The organism is Capnocytophaga canis (genome assembly GCF_000827555.1).
Lineage (GTDB): Bacteria > Bacteroidota > Bacteroidia > Flavobacteriales > Flavobacteriaceae > Capnocytophaga > Capnocytophaga canis.
Window position 1 is genome coordinate 35,546 of record NZ_CDOI01000154.1, and the last position, 18,716, is coordinate 54,261.

Here is an 18,716-nt window from a genome sequence, read left to right on the forward strand (position 1 = left end):
ATATGGCAAGAGATTTACAATATACAAGAAACATTGGAATTGCGGCTCACATTGACGCAGGAAAAACTACGACAACGGAGCGTATCCTATTCTATACAGGAAAGACACATAAATTAGGAGAAGTTCACGATGGAGCTTCAACAATGGACTGGATGGAGCAAGAGGCTGAGCGTGGAATCACTATCCAATCAGCTGCAACCACTTGTACGTGGAACTTCCCAACAGAAAACGGAAAACCAACAGCAGATGCCAAAGAATATCACTTCAATATCATTGATACCCCAGGTCACGTGGATTTTACCGTTGAGGTAAACCGCTCATTGCGTGTGTTGGATGGTTTGGTGTTTTTGTTTAGTGCTGTTGATGGTGTTGAACCTCAATCAGAAACTAACTGGCGTTTGGCAGATAACTATAAAGTGCCACGTATTGGTTTCGTAAACAAAATGGACAGACAAGGAGCTAACTTCTTGAACGTTTGTAACCAAGTGAAAGAAATGTTAAAATCAAACGCTGTGCCTATTGTATTGCCTATAGGAGATGAGGTTGATTTTAAAGGAGTAGTTGACTTGGTAAAAAATCGTGCTATTGTTTGGCATGAGGACACACAGGGAGCTACATTTGATGTAGTAGAAATCCCTGAGGAGATGAAAGACGAAGTGCATCAATATCGCTCTCAATTGATTGAAGAGGTTGCTGCTTATGATGAAGGTCTTCTAGAAAAATATATGGAAGATGAAAATTCTATCACAGAAGAAGAAGTACATAAAGCGTTAAGAGCTGCTGTGATGGATATGGCAATCATCCCGATGGTGTGTGGTTCTTCTTTCAAAAATAAAGGTGTTCAGTTTATGTTGGATACGGTATGTCGTTACTTACCTTCTCCTTTAGACAAAGAAGCTATTGAGGGAACGCACCCTGATACAGGAGTTGTAGCTTTAAGAAAACCATCAGTAGAAGCACCTTTTGCGGCATTAGCATTTAAGATTGCTACAGACCCTTATGTTGGTCGTTTGGCGTTCTTCCGTGCTTATTCTGGACATTTGGATGCAGGTACCTACGTATTGAACGCTCGTTCAGGAAATAAAGAACGTATTTCTCGTATCTACCAAATGCACGCTAACAAACAAAATCCAATTGAATTTATTGAAGCTGGAGATATCGGGGCAGCGGTAGGTTTTAAAGATATCAAAACAGGAGATACTCTTTGTGATGAAAAACACCCAATCGTATTAGAGTCTATGGTATTCCCAGATCCAGTGATTGGTATTGCTATTGAGCCTAAAACAAAAGCAGATGTTGATAAAATGGGTATGGCATTAGCTAAATTAGCTGAGGAGGATCCAACATTCCAAGTAAAAACTGATCAGGCTTCTGGGCAAACTATCATCTCAGGTATGGGAGAGCTTCACTTAGATATTATCGTTGACCGTTTGAAACGTGAGTTTAAAGTTGAAGTTAACCAAGGACAACCACAAGTAGAGTACAAAGAAGCTCTTACAGCGGTAGCTAACCATCGTGAGGTTTACAAAAAACAATCAGGTGGACGTGGTAAGTTTGCAGATATTGTCTTCCGCATGGAACCAGCAGATGAAGGTAAAGTAGGCTTAGAGTTTATCAACGAAATTAAAGGAGGAAATATTCCAAAAGAGTATATCCCATCTGTTGAGAAAGGATTCAAAGAGGCTATGAAAAATGGACCTTTGGCTGGATTTGAGATGGATGCAATGAAAATTACTTTGGTGGATGGTTCGTTCCACGCAGTCGATTCAGATTCATTGTCATTCGAGTTGGCAGCTAAATTAGGTTACAAAGAAGCTGCTCGAGCTGCAAAAGCGGTGTTGATGGAGCCTATTATGAAACTAGAAGTTATCACTCCAGAAGAAAATATGGGTGATATCGTAGGAGACTTGAACCGTCGTCGTGGACAAGTAAACAACATGGATGATAGAAATGGAGCAAAAGTTATCAAAGCAAGCGTTCCATTATCAGAAATGTTTGGTTACGTAACTTCATTGCGTACATTATCATCAGGTCGTGCAACATCAACAATGGAGTTTTCTCACTACGCTGAAACTCCGTCGAATATTGCAGAAGAAGTTATTAAAAAAGCAAAAGGTAACTAATTTTTAAGGAAATGAGCAGTCAAAAAATCAGAATAAAATTGAAATCTTACGATCATAGCTTAGTTGACAAATCAGCTGAGAAGATTGTAAAAACAGTAAAAGCAACAGGAGCGGTAGTAACAGGGCCAATTCCATTACCAACGCACAAAAAAATATTTACTGTATTGCGTTCTCCCCACGTGAATAAGAAATCACGTGAGCAGTTTCAGTTGAGCTCTCACAAACGTCTTTTAGACATCTATAGCTCTTCATCAAAAACTATTGACGCTTTGATGAAATTGGAATTGCCAAGTGGAGTAGAAGTTGAAATCAAAGTTTGATAACTTCTAACAAGAGCGTAATTCGAAGTGAAATAACTTCATAACTTGTCCTGAAACAGTTTGTTAGGGAAAAACGGAAAAAATGATTCAGGGTTGAAAAGCCAAGGCATTTTTTGACCCTGAATTTTATGAATAATAGTAATTAATATTTTAAATTAAATTTATGTCTGGGTTAATTGGAAAAAAAGTAGGTATGACCAGTCTATTTGATGAGAACGGGAAAAATGTTCCTTGTACAATCATTGAGGCAGGGCCATGCGTAGTTACCCAAGTCAGAACCGTAGAGGTTGACGGGTATGAGGCTCTTCAACTTGGTTTCGATGACAAAGCAGAACATCGTGCTAACAAAGCAGAGTTAGGACATTTCAAAAAAGCAGGAGCTTCTGTTAAGAAGAAAGTTATCGAATTTCAAGGATTTGAAGGAGTGTACAAATTAGGTGACACTATCACTGTGGATCTTTTTGAAGAAGGAGAATTTGTTGACGTGACAGGTATTTCCAAAGGAAAAGGGTTCCAAGGGGTTGTTAGAAGACACGGTTTTGGAGGTGTTGGTCAATCAACACACGGTCAGCACAACCGTTTAAGAGCACCGGGTTCTATCGGAGCATCATCCTACCCGTCGCGCGTTTTCAAAGGAATGCGTATGGCAGGAAGAATGGGGGCAGAAAAAGTAACAGTACAAAACTTGAAAGTGTTGAAAGTGGTTGCTGAGAAAAATCTTTTAGTTGTTAAGGGATGTATTCCAGGTCACAAAAATGCTTACGTAACTATTCACAAATAATGGAAGTAGCAGTATTAAATAGTCAAGGAAAAGAAACAGGCAGAAAAGCGGTGCTTTCTGATTCTGTATTCGGAATAGAGCCTAATAATCATGTGATTTACTTGGATGTTAAACGCTATTTGGCAAATCAACGTCAAGGTACTCATAAGGCAAAAGAAAGAAATGAAGTAGCAGGGAGTACTCGTAAAATTAAAAAACAAAAAGGTACAGGTACGGCTCGTGCAGGAAGTGTAAAATCTCCAGTGTTTGTAGGTGGAGGACGTATTTTTGGTCCAAGACCTAAAGATTACACACAAAAATTAACCAAAAATGTAAAGCGTTTGGCTCGTCGTTCAGCTCTAAGTGCAAAGGCACAAGCTCAAGCTGTTTTGGTTCTTGAAGATTTGAATTTTGATACTCCAAAAACGAAAGAATTTACTAATATTCTGAAATCTTTGGGGTTAGAGAATAAAAAATCACTTTTTGTGTTGCCAGATACAAATAATAACGTATATTTGTCATCTCGAAATTTAAAAACATCGAGCGTTGTAACAGCTTCTGAATTAAACACTTACGATGTGGTTAATGCCACAAACGTAGTGTTATTAGAAAGTTCTGTTGAAGTTTTAGAATCAATTTTAACAAAATAAGAAGAAATGAGCGTATTAATTAAGCCAGTAATTTCGGAAAAAGCAACAGCAAACAGCGAGTTAAAAAACTGTTACACTTTTGAAGTTTCCAAAGATGCGAATAAAATTCAAATTAAAGAAGCTATTGAGTCTGCTTATGGAGTTGAGGTTGCATCGGTTCGAACATTGAATTACGGTCCTAAGCGTAAAGTTCGCTACACAAAAACAGGTTTGCAAGTAGGAAAAACAAACACTGTTAAAAAAGCGGTAGTGCAAGTGGCAGAAGGAGGGACTATAGATTTTTATAGTAATATATAATAGTGTTTAATAAATAGACAAAAAATGTCAGTTAGAAAATTAAAACCGATTACCCCTGGGCAGCGTTTTAGAGTAGTAAACGAATTTGACACCATTACTACTGATAAGCCGGAGAAAAGCCTTTTGGTTCCGTTGAAAAAGTCCGGAGGTAGAAACAATCAAGGGAAAATGACCATGCGTTACATTGGTGGTGGTCACAAGAAAAAGTATCGTTTAGTCGATTTCAAACGTAACAAGTTTGATGTAGAAGCTAAAGTAGTTTCAATCGAATACGATCCAAACAGAACAGCGTTCATTGCGTTGGTTCAATACACGGATGGTGAAAAACGTTACATCATTGCACCAGCAGGTTTAAAAGTAGACCAAACCATTGTTGCAGGTATGAGTAATGTTGCTCCAGAAATTGGAAATGCAATGCCGTTATCTCAAATTCCGTTAGGAACTGTAATCTCTTGTATAGAGTTACGTCCAGGACAAGGAGCAAACATCGCACGTTCTGCGGGAACTTTTGCTCAGTTGATGGCAAAAGATGGAAGATATGCAACTGTTAAATTGCCTTCAGGTGAAACTCGTATGATTTTGTTGACTTGTTTAGCAACAATCGGAGCTGTTTCTAACTCAGATCACCAGTTGATTGTTTCTGGTAAGGCAGGTCGCTCACGTTGGTTAGGAAGAAGACCAAGAACGAGACCAGTTGTAATGAACCCAGTTGATCACCCAATGGGTGGTGGTGAAGGTAGAGCTACCGGAGGACACCCAAGATCAAGAAAAGGTATCCCAGCTAAAGGTTACAGAACTCGTTCTAAAACCAAAGCAAGTAATAAGTATATTGTAGAACGTAGAAAAAAATAAAACACTAAGAAATGGCACGTTCATTAAAGAAAGGACCTTATGTTCACTATAGTTTGGAGAAAAAAATCCAACAGAACATTGAGTCAGGAAAAAAGACTGTTATTAAAACTTGGTCAAGAGCGTCTATGATAACTCCTGATTTTGTTGGTCAAACAATAGCAGTTCACAATGGTCGTCAGTTTGTTCCAGTTTATGTAACTGAGAATATGGTAGGACATAAGTTAGGCGAATTTTCACCAACTCGTTCGTTTAGAGGACATGCTGGTGCAAAAAATAAAGGTAAAAAATAATAGAAGGCTATGGGAGTTCGTAAAAGAGAAAAAGCAATACAAATTAAAGAAGCTAAAAAGAGCTTGGCTTTTGCAAAGTTGAATAACTGCCCTACTTCGCCACGAAAAATGCGTTTAGTAGCGGATATTATTCGTGGTCAACAAGTAGATAAAGCCCTTGCTATTTTGAGATTTAACCAAAAAGAGGCTGCCTCTCGTTTAGAGAAATTGCTTTTGTCAGCGATAGCTAACTGGCAAGCTAAAAACGAGGATGCTGATTTGGAAGATGCAGGATTATTCGTTCAAGAAGTTCGTGTGGATGGTGGTACAATGCTCAAAAGATTGAGAACAGCTCCACAGGGAAGAGCAAACAGAATTAGAAAGCGCTCAAATCACGTGACTATCGTGTTAGGAGCTAAAAATTATAACACAGAAAGCTAAGATAAACTATGGGACAAAAGACAAATCCAATCGGAAATCGCCTTGGAATTATCAGAGGATGGGAGTCTAACTGGTACGGAGGTAATGACTACGGAGACAAACTTGCTGAAGATGACAAAATCAGAAAGTATGTACAGACTCGTTTATCGAAGGCTAGTGTTTCGCGTGTAATTATTGAGAGAACCTTGAAACTTGTAACCGTTACTATCACTACGGCTCGTCCAGGAATTATCATTGGAAAGGGCGGTCAAGAGGTAGACAAGTTGAAAGAAGAATTGAAAAAAATTACGGGTGGTAAAGACATTCAGATTAACATTTTTGAAATCAAAAGACCAGAATTAGACGCTAATTTGGTTGCTGCAGGTATCGCTCGTCAAATTGAAGGGCGTGTTTCATACCGTAGAGCTATTAAAATGGCGATTGCGGCTGCAATGCGTATGAATGCCGAAGGAATTAAAGTGATGATTTCAGGTCGTTTGAATGGTGCAGAGATGGCACGTTCTGAAAGTTATAAAGAAGGAAGAATTCCGTTATCGACCTTCAGAGCTGACATAGATTACGCTCTTGATGAGGCTCACACAACCTATGGACGTATGGGAATTAAAGTGTGGATCATGAAAGGCGAAGTTTATGGAAAAAGAGAGCTTTCTCCTTTGGTGGGAATGACTAAGAAAACTACAGGAGGAACTGGAAAATCTACGACAGAAAAGCCTTCAGGGGCTCCAAAAAAAGCTCGTCGTAAAAAGTAATTTTTTAAAGAAGTAAAGAAATGTTACAGCCAAAAAGAACGAAATATCGTAGAGTACAAAAAGGCAGAATGAAAGGAGTTTCACATCGTGGAACTTTACTTTCAAACGGTACGTTTGGGATTAAATCATTAGACTCAGCTTTCATCACTTCACGCCAAATTGAGTCGGCTCGTATTGCAGCAACTCGTTTTATGAAACGTGAAGGTCAGTTATGGATTAAAATTTTCCCAGATAAACCAATCACTAAGAAGCCTTTAGAGGTACGTATGGGTAAAGGTAAAGGTGCCGTAGAATATTGGGCAGCTGTTGTGAAACCGGGAAGAATTATGTTTGAAGTAGGTGGTGTGCCTTTGTCAGTAGCCAAGGAAGCCTTGCGTCTGGCTGCACAAAAATTGCCTGTAAGAACAAAATTTGTTGTAGCAAGAGATTATCAAGATTAATTAAAGAGCAATGAAACAGTCTGAAATTAAAAAATTGACAATAGCTGAGCTACAAGAGAAGCTTGGTGAATATAAAAAATCGTATGCAGATTTGAAAATGGCTCACGCCATTCAACCAATTGAGAAACCAATTCAATTACGTCAAGTAAGAAGAACCGTTGCTCGTTTAGCGTGTGAGCTTACAAAAAGAGAATTACAATAATTCTATGCTGCCTTATGGAGAAAAGAAATTTAAGAAAAGAAAGAATAGGGGTTGTTAGTAGCAACAAAATGGAGAAAACCATCGTAGTTTCCGAAGTGAAGCGAGTGAAGCACCCTATGTATGGTAAGTTCGTGTTGCGTACAAAAAAATATGTAGCACACGATGAGAAAAATGAGTGCAACATTGGTGATACAGTGAAGATCATGGAAACACGTCCACTAAGTAAAACTAAATGTTGGAGATTAGTAGAAATCATTGAAAGAGCGAAGTAATTATGGTACAGCAAGAATCGAGATTAAAAGTAGCCGACAATACAGGAGCGAAAGAAGTGTTGACTATCCGTGTTTTAGGAGGAACGAAACGTCGCTATGCTTCAGTAGGTGATAAGATTGTGGTTACCGTTAAAGAGGCAACTCCAAACGGAAACGTAAAAAAAGGGCAAGTTTCAACTGCAGTTGTGGTAAGAACTAAAAAGGAAGTACGTCGTGCTGATGGCTCTTACATACGTTTTGACGAAAACGCTTGTGTTCTTTTGAACGCAGCGGGTGAGATGAGAGGGACGCGTGTTTTCGGTCCTGTTGCGAGAGAGCTTCGTGATAAACAATTCATGAAAATTGTGTCATTAGCACCTGAAGTGCTTTAATTTTTAATAAAATAAGTGATGAAACTAAAAATTAAAACAGGAGACACAGTACGAGTAATGGCTGGTGACCATAAAGGGTCAGAAGGCAAAGTGCTACGTGTTGATCGCGAGAAAAATAAAGCGATTGTTGAGGGAGTAAATTTAGTGTCTAAACACACAAAACCGAATGCTCAAAATCCTCAAGGAGGAATCGTTAAAAAAGAGGCTTTTATTCACATTTCAAACTTGGCTCTAATTGATGCTAAAACGAAACAACCAACACGCGTTGGATTTGAGGTTAGAGACGGTAAAAAAGTGCGAATTTCTAAAAAATCTAATGAAGTAATATAGTTATGGCGTACGTACCTAGACTAAAACAAGAATATAAAGAGCGCATTATCGCGGCTCTTAAAGAAGAATTTGGCTATAAGAATGTAATGCAGGTTCCTAAACTTGAAAAAATAGTTGTGAGCCGTGGAGTTGGTTCAGCTGTTGCCGATAAAAAACAAATCGATTATGCAGTAGACGAATTGACAAAAATTACAGGTCAAAAGGCAGTTGCAACCTATTCTAAAAAGGACGTAGCTTCTTTCAAACTTCGTAAAGGAATGGCAATCGGTGCTAGAGTAACTTTAAGAGGTGAGAGAATGTATGAGTTTTTGGATAGATTAATCACAGCGGCTTTGCCACGAGTGAGAGATTTCCAAGGAATCAGTGCGACTGGATTTGATGGTAGAGGAAATTACAACTTGGGTGTTACTGAGCAAATTATTTTCCCTGAAATTGATATCGATAAGATTAATAAAATTGCAGGTATGGATATCACCTTCGTAACTTCTGCTAATACGGATAAGGAAGCAAAATCATTATTAAGCGAATTAGGATTACCTTTTAAAAAGAACTAGTATATGGCTAAAGAATCAATGAAAGCCCGTGAGGTTAAGAGACAAAAATTGGTAGCTAAATATGCAGCAAAACGTCAGGCTTTGAAAGAAGCAGGTGATTACGATGCGTTACAAAAGCTACCTAAAAACGCTTCTCCTGTACGTTTGCACAATCGTTGTAAATTAACAGGAAGACCGAAAGGTTATATGCGTACGTTTGGTATTTCGCGTGTATTGTTCCGTGAGATGGCTAATAAAGGATTAATTCCGGGCGTTAAAAAAGCAAGTTGGTAATAATTAAAAGGACAAAGAATATGTATACAGATCCTATTGCAGATTATTTAACAAGAATTAGAAATGCGAATAATGCAAGGCATAGAGTCGTTGAAATCCCTGCTTCTAATTTGAAAAAAGAGATTACCAAAATCTTATTTGATCAGGGGTATATTTTAAGTTATAAGTTTGAAGATGATACTGTTCAAGGTACTATCAAAATAGCTTTAAAATATGACAAAGTAACGAAAGAGCCTGTCATTAAGCACATTGAAAGAGCAAGTAGACCAGGATTGAGAAAATATGCTGGAGCTGATAATCTTCCTCGCGTGTTAAACGGTTTGGGAATTGCTGTTATCTCAACCTCACAAGGAGTGATGACAGGTAAAAAAGCCAAAGAACTGAACATCGGCGGAGAAGTAATTTGTTATGTTTACTAATAAATAAAAGACAAAAAAATGTCAAGAATAGGTAAAGCACCCATCAAAATTCCTGCGGGAGTTACAGTAACTATCAACGGAGCTGTTGTTACCGTAAAAGGAAAGTTAGGCGAATTGACCCAAGAGGTTAAAGACATTGCTGTTAAGCAAGAAGATGGACAATTAGTGTTAGAAAAAACAGCTGAAACTAAAGACCAAAATGCAAAACATGGTTTGTACAGAGCTTTGTTAAACAATATGGTTGTTGGTGTTTCAGAAGGGTTCACTAAAGAATTAGAATTAGTAGGGGTTGGATACCGTGCTTCAAACCAAGGTCAAAAATTGGATTTAGCATTAGGTTTTTCTCATAACATTATTTTAGAGTTACCGCAAGAGGTAAAACTTGAGACTGTGAATGAGAAAGGTAAAAATCCAATCATTAAATTAACTTCTCATGACAAACAATTGGTGGGACAAGTAGCGGCTAAAATCCGCAGTTTCCGTAAACCTGAACCTTACAAAGGAAAAGGTGTTAAGTTTGTTGGTGAAGTGTTGAGAAGAAAAGCAGGTAAATCAGCTTAATAGTTAGAACAATGGCATTATCAAAATTAGAAAGAAGACAACGTATTAAAAGCAGAATCAGAAAAGTTGTTAGTGGTACTGCAGAGCAACCTCGTTTGGCTGTTTTCAGAAGTAACAATGAAATTTATGCTCAAATAGTGGACGATACCAAAGGGACTACTTTAGTGGCTGCATCTTCAAGAGATAAAGAAATTAGTGCTGCAAAAGCAACTAAAACTGAAAAAGCAGCATTGGTTGGAAAGGCTATTGCGGAAAAAGCTTTGAAACAAGGTATTGAGAAAATCGCTTTCGACAGAGGAGGTTATCTTTACCACGGGCGAGTGAAATCATTAGCTGAAGGAGCAAGAGAAGGCGGACTTAAATTCTAAAAACTATGTATCAGAAATATAAAAATGTAGAATATGTAAAACCAAGTGGTCTTGAATTAAAAGACCATTTGGTAGGAGTTCAACGTGTTACTAAAGTGACAAAAGGAGGACGTGCATTCGGTTTCTCTGCTATCGTTGTAGTAGGTGATGAAAATGGAGTTGTTGGTCACGGATTAGGAAAATCAAAAGAAGTTGCTGAAGCAATTGCTAAAGCAGTTGAAGATGCAAAAAAGAATTTGGTTCGTATTCCTTTGAACGGAACAACATTGCCTCATGAGCAAAAAGGTAAGTACGGAGGAGCTCGTGTTTATTTGCAACCTGCAACTGAAGGTACTGGAGTAATTGCTGGGGGAGCTGTACGTGCCGTTTTGGAGGCGGTTGGAGTTCACAACGTACTTTCAAAATCACAAGGTTCATCGAACCCTCACAACGTGGTGAAGGCTACTTTTGACGCACTATTGCAGTTGCGTTCAGCAAAAACAATTGCTGCTCAACGTGGAATTTCTTTAGAAAAATTGTTTAAAGGTTAATATTGGAACAATGGCAAAAGTTATAGTAACACAAGTAAAAAGTAGTATCAAGCGTCCAAAAGACCAAAAATTAACTTTGGAGGCTCTTGGTTTAGGTAAGATAGGAAAAGCGGTTGAGCATGAAGCTACACCAAGTATCCTTGGTATGATTAATAAAGTAAAACACTTAATTTCTGTTGAAGAAGTTAAATAATATTTTTATACAAAGTTATGAACTTGAGTAATTTACAACCTGCAGAAGGTTCAATTCACAGAGAAGGGAAGCGCGTTGGTCGTGGGCAAGGTTCCGGTAAAGGAGGTACTGCTACACGTGGACACAAAGGAGCGAAATCTCGTTCAGGCTATTCTAAAAAGATTGGTTTCGAAGGAGGGCAAATGCCTTTGCAAAGACGCGTACCAAAATTCGGTTTCAAAAATATTAACCGTAAAGAGTATGTAGGAATTAACTTAGGACAATTGCAAGACTTGGTTGATTCAGGAAAAATTACTGATACAGTTAATATGGAAACCTTAGTTCAACTCTACATAGTTAAGAAATCGGATTTAGTTAAAATCTTGGGTGGAGGAGAATTAAAAGCAAAATTAAAAATATCTGTTCATAAGTTTACAGCAAGTGCCAAATCAGCAGTTGAGGCTGTTGGAGGTGAGGCTGTGACCTTGTAATGTATCGAATTATTATGAAGTTTATCGAGAACCTAACCAATATTTGGAAAATAGAAGAGTTAAAAAATCGAATTATCTTAACTCTTGGAATTTTGTTAGTTTATCGTTTCGGAGCACATATCGTTCTTCCGGGGGTTGATTCCGCTCAATTACATGAGTTGGCAACGCGTACCTCGGGAGGCGGCTTGCTTGATATCTTAAATGCGTTTACTGGGGGGGCTTTTGCTAACGCCTCAGTTTTTGCGTTAGGTATTATGCCATATATCTCGGCTTCGATTGTTGTTCAATTGATGGGGATCGCAATTCCATACCTTCAAAAACTGCAAAAGGAGGGGGAAAGTGGTAGAAGAAAGATAAACCAAATCACTCGATGGCTTACCATTGCAATATGTGTTGTTCAAGCTCCTGTTTATCTTTATGGTATTGGACAATTGGGCGTTCCTGACAGTGCTTTTATTCTAGGAAAAGGTCTTGATTTTATGATTCCAGCGGTGCTAATATTAGTAACAGGAACTGTTTTTGCGATGTGGTTAGGGGAGAAAATCACCGACAAGGGAATTGGTAACGGTATTTCGTTGCTCATCATGGTCGGGATTATTGCACGTCTTCCACAGGCATTTGCTGCTGAGTTTGATGCTCGTGTGGCCCAATCAAATGGAGGCTTGATGATGATTTTGATTGAAATCATTATTTGGTTTGTCATTATCTTGCTTTGTATTTATTTGATTAAAGCAACTCGTCAAATTCCAGTTCAATACGCAAGAAGAACTGCTGATGGAGGAACTGTAGCTGAGAAAAACATATTTGGTGCACGTCAGTATATTCCTTTGAAGTTGAATGCTTCAGGGGTAATGCCAATCATCTTTGCTCAAGCGTTGATGTTTATTCCAGCTACTGTTGCAGGTTTGTCTAAATCAGAAACTGCATTAAGCGTTCAACAGGCATTCAGTAATATGTTTGGCTTCTGGTATAATTTGTTGTTTGCAACAATGATTATATTGTTCACCTATTTTTATACTGCCATTACGGTGCCAACCAATAAAATGGCTGATGATTTGAAACGTAGTGGAGGCTTTATTCCTGGTATTCGTCCCGGAAAAGAGACAGGAGATTATCTTGACAAAATCATGTCATTGATTACATTGCCTGGTTCCATTTTCTTAGCCTTAATAGCGATTTTCCCAGCTTTATTGAAGGTTATTGGAATGCAAGATTCTTGGGCGTTGTTTTACGGAGGTACATCGTTATTGATTTTGGTAGGGGTTGCCATTGATACGGTACAACAAGTAAATTCATATTTGTTGAATCGTCACTACGATGGTTTGATGAAAACAGGTAAAAATAGAAAGGCTTAATTTTGATATATGGCTAAACAGGCAGCAATTGAACAAGATGGAACTATTGTTGAGGCGTTGTCCAATGCAATGTTCCGAGTAGAATTAGACAACGGACACGTAGTGATTGCTCATATCTCGGGAAAGATGCGTATGCATTACATCAAATTACTTCCAGGGGATAAGGTGAAACTTGAAATGAGTCCGTATGACCTAACAAAAGCTCGAATCACATATCGCTATTAAGAGGGATTATCTGGTAATAAATTCCATATTTTATAGAAAAATAAAAAACTTTGACAAAGTTTCAAGGCTTTGTCAAAGTTTTCTAAAGAAGTAAGGTGTTGAAAATCAATTATTAATTGGTTTTTAAGCTTTGTCTGTTTTGATTTTATAAAAATAAAAGTGGTATTTATATAAAAAAACACATATAAATTCAAAATATTTTGTAGTTTTGCAAACTCTATGATATAAACAAAAGGAAATGAAAGTTAGAGCATCAATTAAAAAAAGAAGTCCCGAGTGCATCATTGTGCGTCGTAAAGGGAGATTGTACGTAATTAACAAAAAGAATCCTAAATTTAAACAAAGACAAGGATAATTATGGCAAGAATTGCAGGTATTGATTTACCAAAAAACAAACGTGGGGTTATTGGACTAACCTATATTTTTGGTATCGGAAAAAGTAGAGCTAAAGAAATTTTAGAAAAGGCTCAAGTAAATGAAGACAAAAAAGTAAACGAATGGAATGATGATGAAATCAGTAACATTCGTGAGGTCGTAGCTTCTTATAAAATTGAAGGAGAGTTGCGTTCAGAGATTCAGTTGAACATCAAACGTTTGATGGACATTGGATGCTATCGTGGAATCCGTCACAGAATAGGGTTGCCTTTGCGTGGTCAAAAAACGAAGAACAACTCTCGTACAAGAAAAGGTAAAAGAAAAACTGTTGCGAATAAGAAAAAAGCAACTAAATAATAAGTAGTTAGTATGGCAAAATCAAATGCAAAAAACGCAAAAGTTTCTAAGAAGAGAAAGGTTGTTGTAGAATCGGTTGGTGAAGCACACGTTTCCGCAACTTTCAACAATGTGATAATTTCTCTTACGAATAAAAAAGGAGACGTAATTGCTTGGTCATCAGCAGGTAAGATGGGCTTTAGAGGGTCTAAAAAGAATACGCCTTACGCAGCGCAAGTGGCAGCAGAGGATGCTTCGAAAGTGGCTTTTGATGCAGGTTTGAAGAAAGTAAAGGTATATGTAAAAGGACCAGGAAACGGTAGAGAATCCGCTATCAGAACTATCCACAATGCTGGAATTGAAGTAACTGAAATTATTGATGTAACTCCATTACCTCACAATGGTTGTCGTCCACCAAAGAGACGTAGAGTTTAATTAATTTATTATTAAATAACGAAGGGTTTTTTGATTATCGAAGGAATGCCTTAATTCATAATCCCCTTTTATTAGAAATAAGAAAAAATGGCAAGATATACAGGACCAAAAACAAAAATAGCTCGTAAATTTGGTGAAGCCATCTTTGGCGATGATAAATCTTTTGAGAAAAAGAACTATCCACCAGGGCAACACGGGATTGCTCGTCGTAGAGCAAAACGCTCTGAATATGCTATTCAGTTGCAAGAAAAACAAAAAGCTAAATATACGTACGGTATTTTAGAGAAACAATTCCGTAATTTGTATGAAAAAGCAAAAAGAAGTAAGCACGTCACAGGTGAGGTGCTGTTGCAGTTGTGTGAATCACGTTTGGATAACGTAGTTTATCGTATGGGAATTGCCCCTACACGCAGTGCTGCACGTCAGTTGGTTTCGCATCGTCATATCACGGTAAACGGAGATATTGTTAATATTCCGTCTTATTCTTTAAAACCAGGTGATGTGGTTGGTGTTCGTGAGAAATCAAAATCTTTGAGCGTTATTGAAAACTCATTATCAGCAAGTAGTGCTGTTTATGAGTGGATAACTTGGAACACTGAAAAATTAGAGGGTACATTTGTTGCCGTGCCTCAACGTATTCAGATTCCTGAAAATATTAAAGAACAGTTAATCGTAGAGTTGTACTCTAAATAATAAATAAGACAGCAGTCAAATTATGGCATTATTCAACTTTCAAAAACCCGATAAAGTTATAATGATTGAATCATCTGATTTCGAAGGACGATTTGAATTTCGTCCTTTGGAACCAGGATATGGTTTAACAATAGGTAACGCATTGCGGAGAGTTATGTATTCTTCATTAGAAGGTTTCGCAATTACTTCTGTAAAATTTGATAAAGTAGGACATGAATTTTCTACGATTTCAGGTGTAGTGGAAGATGTAACCGAAATCATCTTAAATTTGAAACAGGTACGTTTCAAGAGACAAATTGAAGATATAGAAAACGAAACGGTAACTATTGCCGTTTCAGGTAAGAAACAGTTGACTGCGGGTGATTTTCAAAAATATCTTTCTGGATTTCAAGTACTAAACACGGATTTAGTAATTTGTAATATGGAGTCTTCTGTAACTTTCAATATGGAAATTACTATTGAAAAGGGTAGAGGATACGTTCCAGCTGAGGAGCATCTAAATCAGAACACAGCTGTTGGAGTTATCATGACCGATGCTATTTTTACTCCAATCAAAAATGTGAAATATTCGGTTGAAAACTATCGTGTAGAGCAAAAAACTGACTACGAAAAGTTGGTTTTCGAAATCAAAACAGATGGGTCGATTCATCCTAAACAAGCCTTGACGGAAGCTGCTAAAACGTTGATTCACCACTTCATGTTATTCTCTGATGAGAGAATTACTTTGGAGTCAGATGAAATAGCTCAAACAGAATCATACGATGAGGAGTCATTGCATATGCGTCAGTTATTGAAAACCAAATTGGTTGACATGGACTTGTCGGTGCGTGCGTTGAATTGTTTGAAAGCGGCAGAAGTTGAAACTTTGGGTGATTTGGTTTCATTCAACAAAGTTGATTTGATGAAATTTAGAAACTTTGGTAAAAAATCGCTTACAGAACTTGATGAATTAGTTGCCAACAAGAATTTAACTTTCGGTATGGATTTGTCAAAATATAAATTAGATAAAGATTAACCCGCTTTTGCGTATTTAATTAAGGAAAAATGAGACACGGAAATAAAATTAATCATTTAGGAAGAAAAACTGCTCATAGAGAGGCTATGTTGGCAAATATGGCTTGTTCGTTGATTGAGCATAAGAGAATAAACACTACTTTGGCAAAGGCAAAAGCTTTGAAATTATTTGTTGAGCCATTAGTTACAAAATCAAAAGAAGATACAACGCATAATCGTCGTATTGCTTTTAGTAGATTGAGAAATAAATATGCTGTTACTGAGTTATTTAAAGAGGTTTCAGTAAAGGTGGGCGATAGACCAGGAGGATATACTCGTATTATCAAGTTGGGAAATCGTTTGGGAGATAATGCTGAAATGGCATTGATTGAGTTCGTTGATTATAACACTACGTACAACGTAGAAAAATCAGCAGCTAAAAAGAAATCTACGCGTCGTAGTAGAAAAAAAGCTGAGACAACTTCAGCTTCTGAGACGGAAACTACTGCAACTGAAGAGTAGTTAAAAGTGTAAAGAAAAAACAAGCCATCTAATTTTTTAGATGGCTTGTTTCGTATTTGAATGTTTTAAGCGTTTTGGATATGATAAGATACAGGGCTTAAATTCGTTCTTTCACTTTGTAGCGTTTTTCTTTACGTTTGTTACGTAGGATAATTTCGCCTAAAAATCCTGCAACAAAGAATTGGGTTCCAATAATCATTGTTGTTAATGCCATGTAAAATTCAGGTCTGTTAGCAATGAGTCGGTTGCTAGGGTTTATGAACAGTTTGTCTACTCCTAGGTAGAAAGCAAATAAAAAACCAATAAAGAACATTAAAACTCCTAAAGCGCCAAAAAAGTGCATTGGTCTCTTACCAAAGTGGGAAATAAAACTGATAGTAATTAAATCCAGAAATCCGTTGATGAATCGGTTCATTCCGAATTTTGTTTGCCCGTATTTTCTTGCTTGATGGATAACAACTTTTTCAGTTATTTTTTTGAATCCAGCATTTTTTGCTAGCACAGGAATATAGCGGTGCATTTCGCCGTTTACATCAATATTCTTAACTACTTCATTTCGGTAGGCTTTCAGTCCGCAATTGAAATCATGGAGCTTTAGCCCTGATGTTTTTCGTGCTGCCCAATTGAATAATTTAGAAGGTAGATTTTTAGTTAATTTTGAGTCATATCGTTTTTTCTTCCAACCTGAAACTAAATCAAATCCATCGACTTTAATCATTTGATATAATTCGGGAATTTCATCGGGGCTGTCTTGTAAGTCAGCATCCATTGTTATGACTACATCGCCTTTTGCTTTTTTGAATCCGATGTTCAAAGCCTGTGATTTTCCGTAATTTTTGAGGAAACGAATACCAACAACACAAGGGTCTTGAGATTTTATGTCTTTGATGATCTGCCACGAGTGGTCGGTACTCCCATCATCTATAAAAAGAATTTCGTAAGAAAATTCGTAAGAAATCATTGTCCGACGAATCCATTGATGTAATTCAGGCAATGATTCTTGTTCATTTAAGAGGGGAATAACAATTGATATGTTTGGAGTTTGATTCATACAGACACAGATTACTTAAACACGAATTCCTACGGAAAGCATTCCTTGATATTCTTTGTTTTTTCTGAAAAAGGAAACCGCTTTTGAGCAAGTTGGAACTACTTTTAATCGGCGTTCGGCTATGTTTTCGAGTACTTTTTTCATGAAGTCATCAAAAAAAGAGGCTTCAGCATTTTCAGGAATATATATTCTTGTTAAAAAAATCTTGATGTCTTGCACCGAGTATTCAATGAAGGCGGTTTCATTGTTAACTTTTGTTTGAAACTGGCGAGAAAATTCGCTGTCAATAATTTCAATCATATTTATTTTAATTCGTATGATTAGTGATTAATGAAGTGTCAATGTTGTTTTTGATTTTGGTAAAAAAATAGTATTTTTACGTCCTGAAAAAAAACAAAAAGCCAACTTCGGCACAAAGTTACAAAATAAAATTTAATTTAGAATGGAAAAAAACAAAAAGCATATTTATCTAATGCCAGGAATGGCAGCAAGTCCTAAAATTTTTGAATTTCTTGAATTTCCATCGAATTATGAAACTCATTTATTGGACTGGATTTTACCGATTGAGGAGGAATCTCTTTCGGAATATGCTTTTCGTTTGTCTCAGCAAATTACACATCCGAAACCTACTTTATTGGGGGTTTCGTTCGGAGGAATTATTGTACAGGAAATCGCTAAAATTATTGATTATGAAAAAATTATCGTAGTTTCAAGTGTAAAAACTAAATATGAACTGCCTAAAAAAATGCTATTGGCACGTTATACAAATTTGCATAAATTGTTGCCCGTTGGTTTAGTTAATTCATTGGAATATTGGAAGCAATTTTCTTTTATTGATTCCATCACAAAGCGTATAGAACTTTATGAAAAGTACATTGGGATGCGATCAATCTCTTATTTGGACTGGAGCATTGATAAAATTGTAAATTGGGAGCAAACAGAGCCTTTGCCGAACACAATTCATATCCACGGTGATAAAGATGCAGTTTTTCCAATGAAATATATTTCTGATGCTATTGTAGTAAAAAATGGCACACATATTATGGTTATTAATCGTTACAAATGGTTTAATGAGAATTTTTCGAATCTGTTGTAATAATTTCCGTATACCATTTCTACTTCAATTTTGCTGAGATAAAAGGAATAGTAAACGCTTTGTTTTAGGATGTTTATTATTATGGAAGAATGTTTTTTGTAGGGAAGTTTTGTATATTTTGTTTCATAGTATCAACGGTATTTTACAGTTGGTTTGTGTTTAGAAATATTCTATTATTCTGCTGTAGTTTT

Annotated in this window: 33 protein-coding genes; 31 read left to right on the plus strand and 2 right to left on the minus strand. The window is 37.0% G+C overall.

The annotated features are described in order from the left end of the window. Nucleotides 1–2: 2 nt before the first annotated feature. From fusA to rplQ, 30 genes are all read left to right on the plus strand, one after another. A complete protein-coding gene (fusA, locus tag CCAND38_RS06795; RefSeq protein WP_042009350.1) occupies nt 3–2,123 on the plus strand; it encodes an elongation factor G in 2,121 nt (706 codons plus the stop codon). A gap of 11 nt (nt 2,124–2,134) precedes the next feature. Next, nucleotides 2,135–2,443, plus strand: a complete 309-nt coding sequence (gene rpsJ, locus CCAND38_RS06800) for a 30S ribosomal protein S10 (RefSeq protein WP_042009348.1) — start codon at nt 2,135–2,137, stop codon at nt 2,441–2,443. Nucleotides 2,444–2,606: 163 nt separating this feature from the next. Beyond that, nucleotides 2,607–3,224, plus strand: a complete 618-nt coding sequence (gene rplC / locus CCAND38_RS06805; RefSeq protein ID WP_042009346.1) for a 50S ribosomal protein L3 — start codon at nt 2,607–2,609, stop codon at nt 3,222–3,224. Continuing rightward, nucleotides 3,224–3,853 (plus strand): 50S ribosomal protein L4, encoded by a 630-nt coding sequence (gene rplD / locus CCAND38_RS06810; RefSeq protein ID WP_042009343.1) that lies wholly within the window; start codon nt 3,224–3,226, stop codon nt 3,851–3,853. The genes rplC and rplD overlap by 1 nt, the downstream gene beginning before the upstream one ends. 6 nt (nt 3,854–3,859) lie before the next feature. Beyond that, nucleotides 3,860–4,150: a 50S ribosomal protein L23 gene (rplW, locus tag CCAND38_RS06815; protein WP_042009341.1), complete on the plus strand. Its 291-nt coding sequence runs from the start codon at nt 3,860–3,862 to the stop codon at nt 4,148–4,150. Nucleotides 4,151–4,174: 24 nt separating this feature from the next. Continuing rightward, entirely contained in the window at nt 4,175–5,002 is an 828-nt protein-coding gene (gene rplB / locus CCAND38_RS06820; protein ID WP_042009339.1) for a 50S ribosomal protein L2, read from the plus strand. Nucleotides 5,003–5,013: 11 nt separating this feature from the next. Further along, nucleotides 5,014–5,292, plus strand: a complete 279-nt coding sequence (gene rpsS, locus CCAND38_RS06825; protein ID WP_042009337.1) for a 30S ribosomal protein S19 — start codon at nt 5,014–5,016, stop codon at nt 5,290–5,292. Nucleotides 5,293–5,301: 9 nt separating this feature from the next. After that, a complete protein-coding gene (rplV, locus tag CCAND38_RS06830) occupies nt 5,302–5,712 on the plus strand; it encodes a 50S ribosomal protein L22 (protein ID WP_042344527.1) in 411 nt (136 codons plus the stop codon). 8 nt (nt 5,713–5,720) lie between these two features. Then, nucleotides 5,721–6,461 (plus strand): 30S ribosomal protein S3, encoded by a 741-nt coding sequence (gene rpsC, locus CCAND38_RS06835; protein ID WP_042009332.1) that lies wholly within the window; start codon nt 5,721–5,723, stop codon nt 6,459–6,461. A gap of 20 nt (nt 6,462–6,481) precedes the next feature. Further along, complete coding sequence (gene rplP, locus CCAND38_RS06840) at nt 6,482–6,901, plus strand: 50S ribosomal protein L16 (RefSeq protein ID WP_042009330.1); 420 nt, start codon at nt 6,482–6,484, stop codon at nt 6,899–6,901. Nucleotides 6,902–6,911: 10 nt separating this feature from the next. Then, nucleotides 6,912–7,103: a 50S ribosomal protein L29 gene (gene rpmC, locus CCAND38_RS06845; protein WP_042009328.1), complete on the plus strand. Its 192-nt coding sequence runs from the start codon at nt 6,912–6,914 to the stop codon at nt 7,101–7,103. A 14-nt stretch (nt 7,104–7,117) separates the two neighbouring features. Beyond that, nucleotides 7,118–7,375 carry a 30S ribosomal protein S17 gene (gene rpsQ / locus CCAND38_RS06850; protein ID WP_042009326.1) on the plus strand — a complete coding sequence of 86 codons (258 nt, stop codon included), beginning with the start codon at nt 7,118–7,120 and terminating at the stop codon, nt 7,373–7,375. A gap of 2 nt (nt 7,376–7,377) precedes the next feature. Beyond that, complete coding sequence (gene rplN / locus CCAND38_RS06855) at nt 7,378–7,746, plus strand: 50S ribosomal protein L14 (protein ID WP_002675043.1); 369 nt, start codon at nt 7,378–7,380, stop codon at nt 7,744–7,746. A gap of 18 nt (nt 7,747–7,764) precedes the next feature. Next, nucleotides 7,765–8,076, plus strand: a complete 312-nt coding sequence (gene rplX, locus CCAND38_RS06860; protein ID WP_042009325.1) for a 50S ribosomal protein L24 — start codon at nt 7,765–7,767, stop codon at nt 8,074–8,076. A gap of 2 nt (nt 8,077–8,078) precedes the next feature. Continuing rightward, a complete protein-coding gene (gene rplE / locus CCAND38_RS06865) occupies nt 8,079–8,630 on the plus strand; it encodes a 50S ribosomal protein L5 (RefSeq protein WP_042009323.1) in 552 nt (183 codons plus the stop codon). 3 nt (nt 8,631–8,633) lie between these two features. Then, on the plus strand, nt 8,634–8,903 hold the full coding sequence (rpsN, locus tag CCAND38_RS06870; RefSeq protein WP_042009322.1) for a 30S ribosomal protein S14: 270 nt from the start codon (nt 8,634–8,636) through the stop codon (nt 8,901–8,903). 20 nt (nt 8,904–8,923) lie between these two features. Beyond that, the gene (gene rpsH, locus CCAND38_RS06875) at nt 8,924–9,322 is read left to right on the plus strand and encodes a 30S ribosomal protein S8 (protein ID WP_042009321.1); all 399 of its coding nucleotides are present in this window, start codon (nt 8,924–8,926) and stop codon (nt 9,320–9,322) included. Between the two features lie 18 nt (nt 9,323–9,340). Beyond that, entirely contained in the window at nt 9,341–9,883 is a 543-nt protein-coding gene (gene rplF, locus CCAND38_RS06880; protein ID WP_042009320.1) for a 50S ribosomal protein L6, read from the plus strand. An 11-nt stretch (nt 9,884–9,894) separates the two neighbouring features. After that, on the plus strand, nt 9,895–10,251 hold the full coding sequence (rplR, locus tag CCAND38_RS06885; RefSeq protein ID WP_042009319.1) for a 50S ribosomal protein L18: 357 nt from the start codon (nt 9,895–9,897) through the stop codon (nt 10,249–10,251). 5 nt (nt 10,252–10,256) lie between these two features. Then, nucleotides 10,257–10,781: a 30S ribosomal protein S5 gene (rpsE, locus tag CCAND38_RS06890; RefSeq protein ID WP_042344528.1), complete on the plus strand. Its 525-nt coding sequence runs from the start codon at nt 10,257–10,259 to the stop codon at nt 10,779–10,781. Nucleotides 10,782–10,791: 10 nt separating this feature from the next. Then, entirely contained in the window at nt 10,792–10,974 is a 183-nt protein-coding gene (gene rpmD / locus CCAND38_RS06895; protein WP_042009314.1) for a 50S ribosomal protein L30, read from the plus strand. Between the two features lie 17 nt (nt 10,975–10,991). After that, a complete protein-coding gene (gene rplO / locus CCAND38_RS06900; protein ID WP_042344529.1) occupies nt 10,992–11,444 on the plus strand; it encodes a 50S ribosomal protein L15 in 453 nt (150 codons plus the stop codon). Nucleotides 11,445–11,455: 11 nt separating this feature from the next. Next, nucleotides 11,456–12,799, plus strand: coding sequence for a preprotein translocase subunit SecY (secY, locus tag CCAND38_RS06905; RefSeq protein WP_082024969.1), 1,344 nt, complete (start codon nt 11,456–11,458; stop codon nt 12,797–12,799). Nucleotides 12,800–12,808: 9 nt separating this feature from the next. Next, nucleotides 12,809–13,024 carry a translation initiation factor IF-1 gene (gene infA, locus CCAND38_RS06910; RefSeq protein WP_041987579.1) on the plus strand — a complete coding sequence of 72 codons (216 nt, stop codon included), beginning with the start codon at nt 12,809–12,811 and terminating at the stop codon, nt 13,022–13,024. Nucleotides 13,025–13,262: 238 nt separating this feature from the next. After that, nucleotides 13,263–13,379 carry a type B 50S ribosomal protein L36 gene (ykgO, locus tag CCAND38_RS06920; protein WP_041913510.1) on the plus strand — a complete coding sequence of 39 codons (117 nt, stop codon included), beginning with the start codon at nt 13,263–13,265 and terminating at the stop codon, nt 13,377–13,379. Nucleotides 13,380–13,381: 2 nt separating this feature from the next. Then, nucleotides 13,382–13,756: a 30S ribosomal protein S13 gene (rpsM, locus tag CCAND38_RS06925; protein WP_042009307.1), complete on the plus strand. Its 375-nt coding sequence runs from the start codon at nt 13,382–13,384 to the stop codon at nt 13,754–13,756. A 12-nt stretch (nt 13,757–13,768) separates the two neighbouring features. Beyond that, the gene (rpsK, locus tag CCAND38_RS06930; protein ID WP_042009305.1) at nt 13,769–14,170 is read left to right on the plus strand and encodes a 30S ribosomal protein S11; all 402 of its coding nucleotides are present in this window, start codon (nt 13,769–13,771) and stop codon (nt 14,168–14,170) included. Between the two features lie 87 nt (nt 14,171–14,257). Then, the gene (rpsD, locus tag CCAND38_RS06935) at nt 14,258–14,863 is read left to right on the plus strand and encodes a 30S ribosomal protein S4 (RefSeq protein ID WP_042344531.1); all 606 of its coding nucleotides are present in this window, start codon (nt 14,258–14,260) and stop codon (nt 14,861–14,863) included. Between the two features lie 22 nt (nt 14,864–14,885). Then, nucleotides 14,886–15,878 (plus strand): DNA-directed RNA polymerase subunit alpha, encoded by a 993-nt coding sequence (locus CCAND38_RS06940; RefSeq protein ID WP_042009301.1) that lies wholly within the window; start codon nt 14,886–14,888, stop codon nt 15,876–15,878. Between the two features lie 29 nt (nt 15,879–15,907). Next, on the plus strand, nt 15,908–16,378 hold the full coding sequence (gene rplQ / locus CCAND38_RS06945) for a 50S ribosomal protein L17 (RefSeq protein ID WP_042009299.1): 471 nt from the start codon (nt 15,908–15,910) through the stop codon (nt 16,376–16,378). A 97-nt stretch (nt 16,379–16,475) separates the two neighbouring features. Here the strand turns inward: rplQ and CCAND38_RS06950 are convergent, their stop codons facing one another. Together CCAND38_RS06950 and CCAND38_RS06955 are read right to left on the minus strand one after the other, a co-directional pair. After that, nucleotides 16,476–17,429 (minus strand): glycosyltransferase family 2 protein, encoded by a 954-nt coding sequence (locus tag CCAND38_RS06950; RefSeq protein ID WP_042344532.1) that lies wholly within the window; start codon nt 17,427–17,429, stop codon nt 16,476–16,478. Nucleotides 17,430–17,444: 15 nt separating this feature from the next. Continuing rightward, the gene (locus CCAND38_RS06955) at nt 17,445–17,729 is read right to left on the minus strand and encodes a GNAT family N-acetyltransferase (RefSeq protein ID WP_052458175.1); all 285 of its coding nucleotides are present in this window, start codon (nt 17,727–17,729) and stop codon (nt 17,445–17,447) included. A gap of 142 nt (nt 17,730–17,871) precedes the next feature. Between CCAND38_RS06955 and CCAND38_RS06960 the strand changes: the two genes are divergently transcribed. Next, nucleotides 17,872–18,525: an alpha/beta hydrolase gene (locus CCAND38_RS06960; protein ID WP_042009296.1), complete on the plus strand. Its 654-nt coding sequence runs from the start codon at nt 17,872–17,874 to the stop codon at nt 18,523–18,525. Nucleotides 18,526–18,716: the final 191 nt, after the last annotated feature.

Excerpts from the sequence above, each read along its gene's own strand:
- fusA (WP_042009350.1), top strand. The coding sequence starts at position 3 with ATGGCAAGAGATTTACAATATACAAGAAACATTGGAATTGCGGCTCAC.
- rpsJ (WP_042009348.1), top strand. The coding sequence starts at position 2,135 with ATGAGCAGTCAAAAAATCAGAATAAAATTGAAATCTTACGATCATAGC.
- rplC (WP_042009346.1), top strand. The coding sequence starts at position 2,607 with ATGTCTGGGTTAATTGGAAAAAAAGTAGGTATGACCAGTCTATTTGAT.
- rplD (WP_042009343.1), top strand. The coding sequence starts at position 3,224 with ATGGAAGTAGCAGTATTAAATAGTCAAGGAAAAGAAACAGGCAGAAAA.
- rplW (WP_042009341.1), top strand. The coding sequence starts at position 3,860 with ATGAGCGTATTAATTAAGCCAGTAATTTCGGAAAAAGCAACAGCAAAC.
- rplB (WP_042009339.1), top strand. The coding sequence starts at position 4,175 with ATGTCAGTTAGAAAATTAAAACCGATTACCCCTGGGCAGCGTTTTAGA.
- rpsS (WP_042009337.1), top strand. The coding sequence starts at position 5,014 with ATGGCACGTTCATTAAAGAAAGGACCTTATGTTCACTATAGTTTGGAG.
- rplV (WP_042344527.1), top strand. The coding sequence starts at position 5,302 with ATGGGAGTTCGTAAAAGAGAAAAAGCAATACAAATTAAAGAAGCTAAA.
- rpsC (WP_042009332.1), top strand. The coding sequence starts at position 5,721 with ATGGGACAAAAGACAAATCCAATCGGAAATCGCCTTGGAATTATCAGA.
- rplP (WP_042009330.1), top strand. The coding sequence starts at position 6,482 with ATGTTACAGCCAAAAAGAACGAAATATCGTAGAGTACAAAAAGGCAGA.
- rpmC (WP_042009328.1), top strand. The coding sequence starts at position 6,912 with ATGAAACAGTCTGAAATTAAAAAATTGACAATAGCTGAGCTACAAGAG.
- rpsQ (WP_042009326.1), top strand. The coding sequence starts at position 7,118 with ATGGAGAAAAGAAATTTAAGAAAAGAAAGAATAGGGGTTGTTAGTAGC.
- rplN (WP_002675043.1), top strand. The coding sequence starts at position 7,378 with ATGGTACAGCAAGAATCGAGATTAAAAGTAGCCGACAATACAGGAGCG.
- rplX (WP_042009325.1), top strand. The coding sequence starts at position 7,765 with ATGAAACTAAAAATTAAAACAGGAGACACAGTACGAGTAATGGCTGGT.
- rplE (WP_042009323.1), top strand. The coding sequence starts at position 8,079 with ATGGCGTACGTACCTAGACTAAAACAAGAATATAAAGAGCGCATTATC.
- rpsN (WP_042009322.1), top strand. The coding sequence starts at position 8,634 with ATGGCTAAAGAATCAATGAAAGCCCGTGAGGTTAAGAGACAAAAATTG.
- rpsH (WP_042009321.1), top strand. The coding sequence starts at position 8,924 with ATGTATACAGATCCTATTGCAGATTATTTAACAAGAATTAGAAATGCG.
- rplF (WP_042009320.1), top strand. The coding sequence starts at position 9,341 with ATGTCAAGAATAGGTAAAGCACCCATCAAAATTCCTGCGGGAGTTACA.
- rplR (WP_042009319.1), top strand. The coding sequence starts at position 9,895 with ATGGCATTATCAAAATTAGAAAGAAGACAACGTATTAAAAGCAGAATC.
- rpsE (WP_042344528.1), top strand. The coding sequence starts at position 10,257 with ATGTATCAGAAATATAAAAATGTAGAATATGTAAAACCAAGTGGTCTT.
- rpmD (WP_042009314.1), top strand. The coding sequence starts at position 10,792 with ATGGCAAAAGTTATAGTAACACAAGTAAAAAGTAGTATCAAGCGTCCA.
- rplO (WP_042344529.1), top strand. The coding sequence starts at position 10,992 with ATGAACTTGAGTAATTTACAACCTGCAGAAGGTTCAATTCACAGAGAA.
- infA (WP_041987579.1), top strand. The coding sequence starts at position 12,809 with ATGGCTAAACAGGCAGCAATTGAACAAGATGGAACTATTGTTGAGGCG.
- ykgO (WP_041913510.1), top strand. The coding sequence starts at position 13,263 with ATGAAAGTTAGAGCATCAATTAAAAAAAGAAGTCCCGAGTGCATCATT.
- rpsM (WP_042009307.1), top strand. The coding sequence starts at position 13,382 with ATGGCAAGAATTGCAGGTATTGATTTACCAAAAAACAAACGTGGGGTT.
- rpsK (WP_042009305.1), top strand. The coding sequence starts at position 13,769 with ATGGCAAAATCAAATGCAAAAAACGCAAAAGTTTCTAAGAAGAGAAAG.
- rpsD (WP_042344531.1), top strand. The coding sequence starts at position 14,258 with ATGGCAAGATATACAGGACCAAAAACAAAAATAGCTCGTAAATTTGGT.
- CCAND38_RS06940 (WP_042009301.1), top strand. The coding sequence starts at position 14,886 with ATGGCATTATTCAACTTTCAAAAACCCGATAAAGTTATAATGATTGAA.
- rplQ (WP_042009299.1), top strand. The coding sequence starts at position 15,908 with ATGAGACACGGAAATAAAATTAATCATTTAGGAAGAAAAACTGCTCAT.
- CCAND38_RS06950 (WP_042344532.1), bottom strand. The coding sequence starts at position 17,429 with ATGAATCAAACTCCAAACATATCAATTGTTATTCCCCTCTTAAATGAA.
- CCAND38_RS06955 (WP_052458175.1), bottom strand. The coding sequence starts at position 17,729 with ATGATTGAAATTATTGACAGCGAATTTTCTCGCCAGTTTCAAACAAAA.
- CCAND38_RS06960 (WP_042009296.1), top strand. The coding sequence starts at position 17,872 with ATGGAAAAAAACAAAAAGCATATTTATCTAATGCCAGGAATGGCAGCA.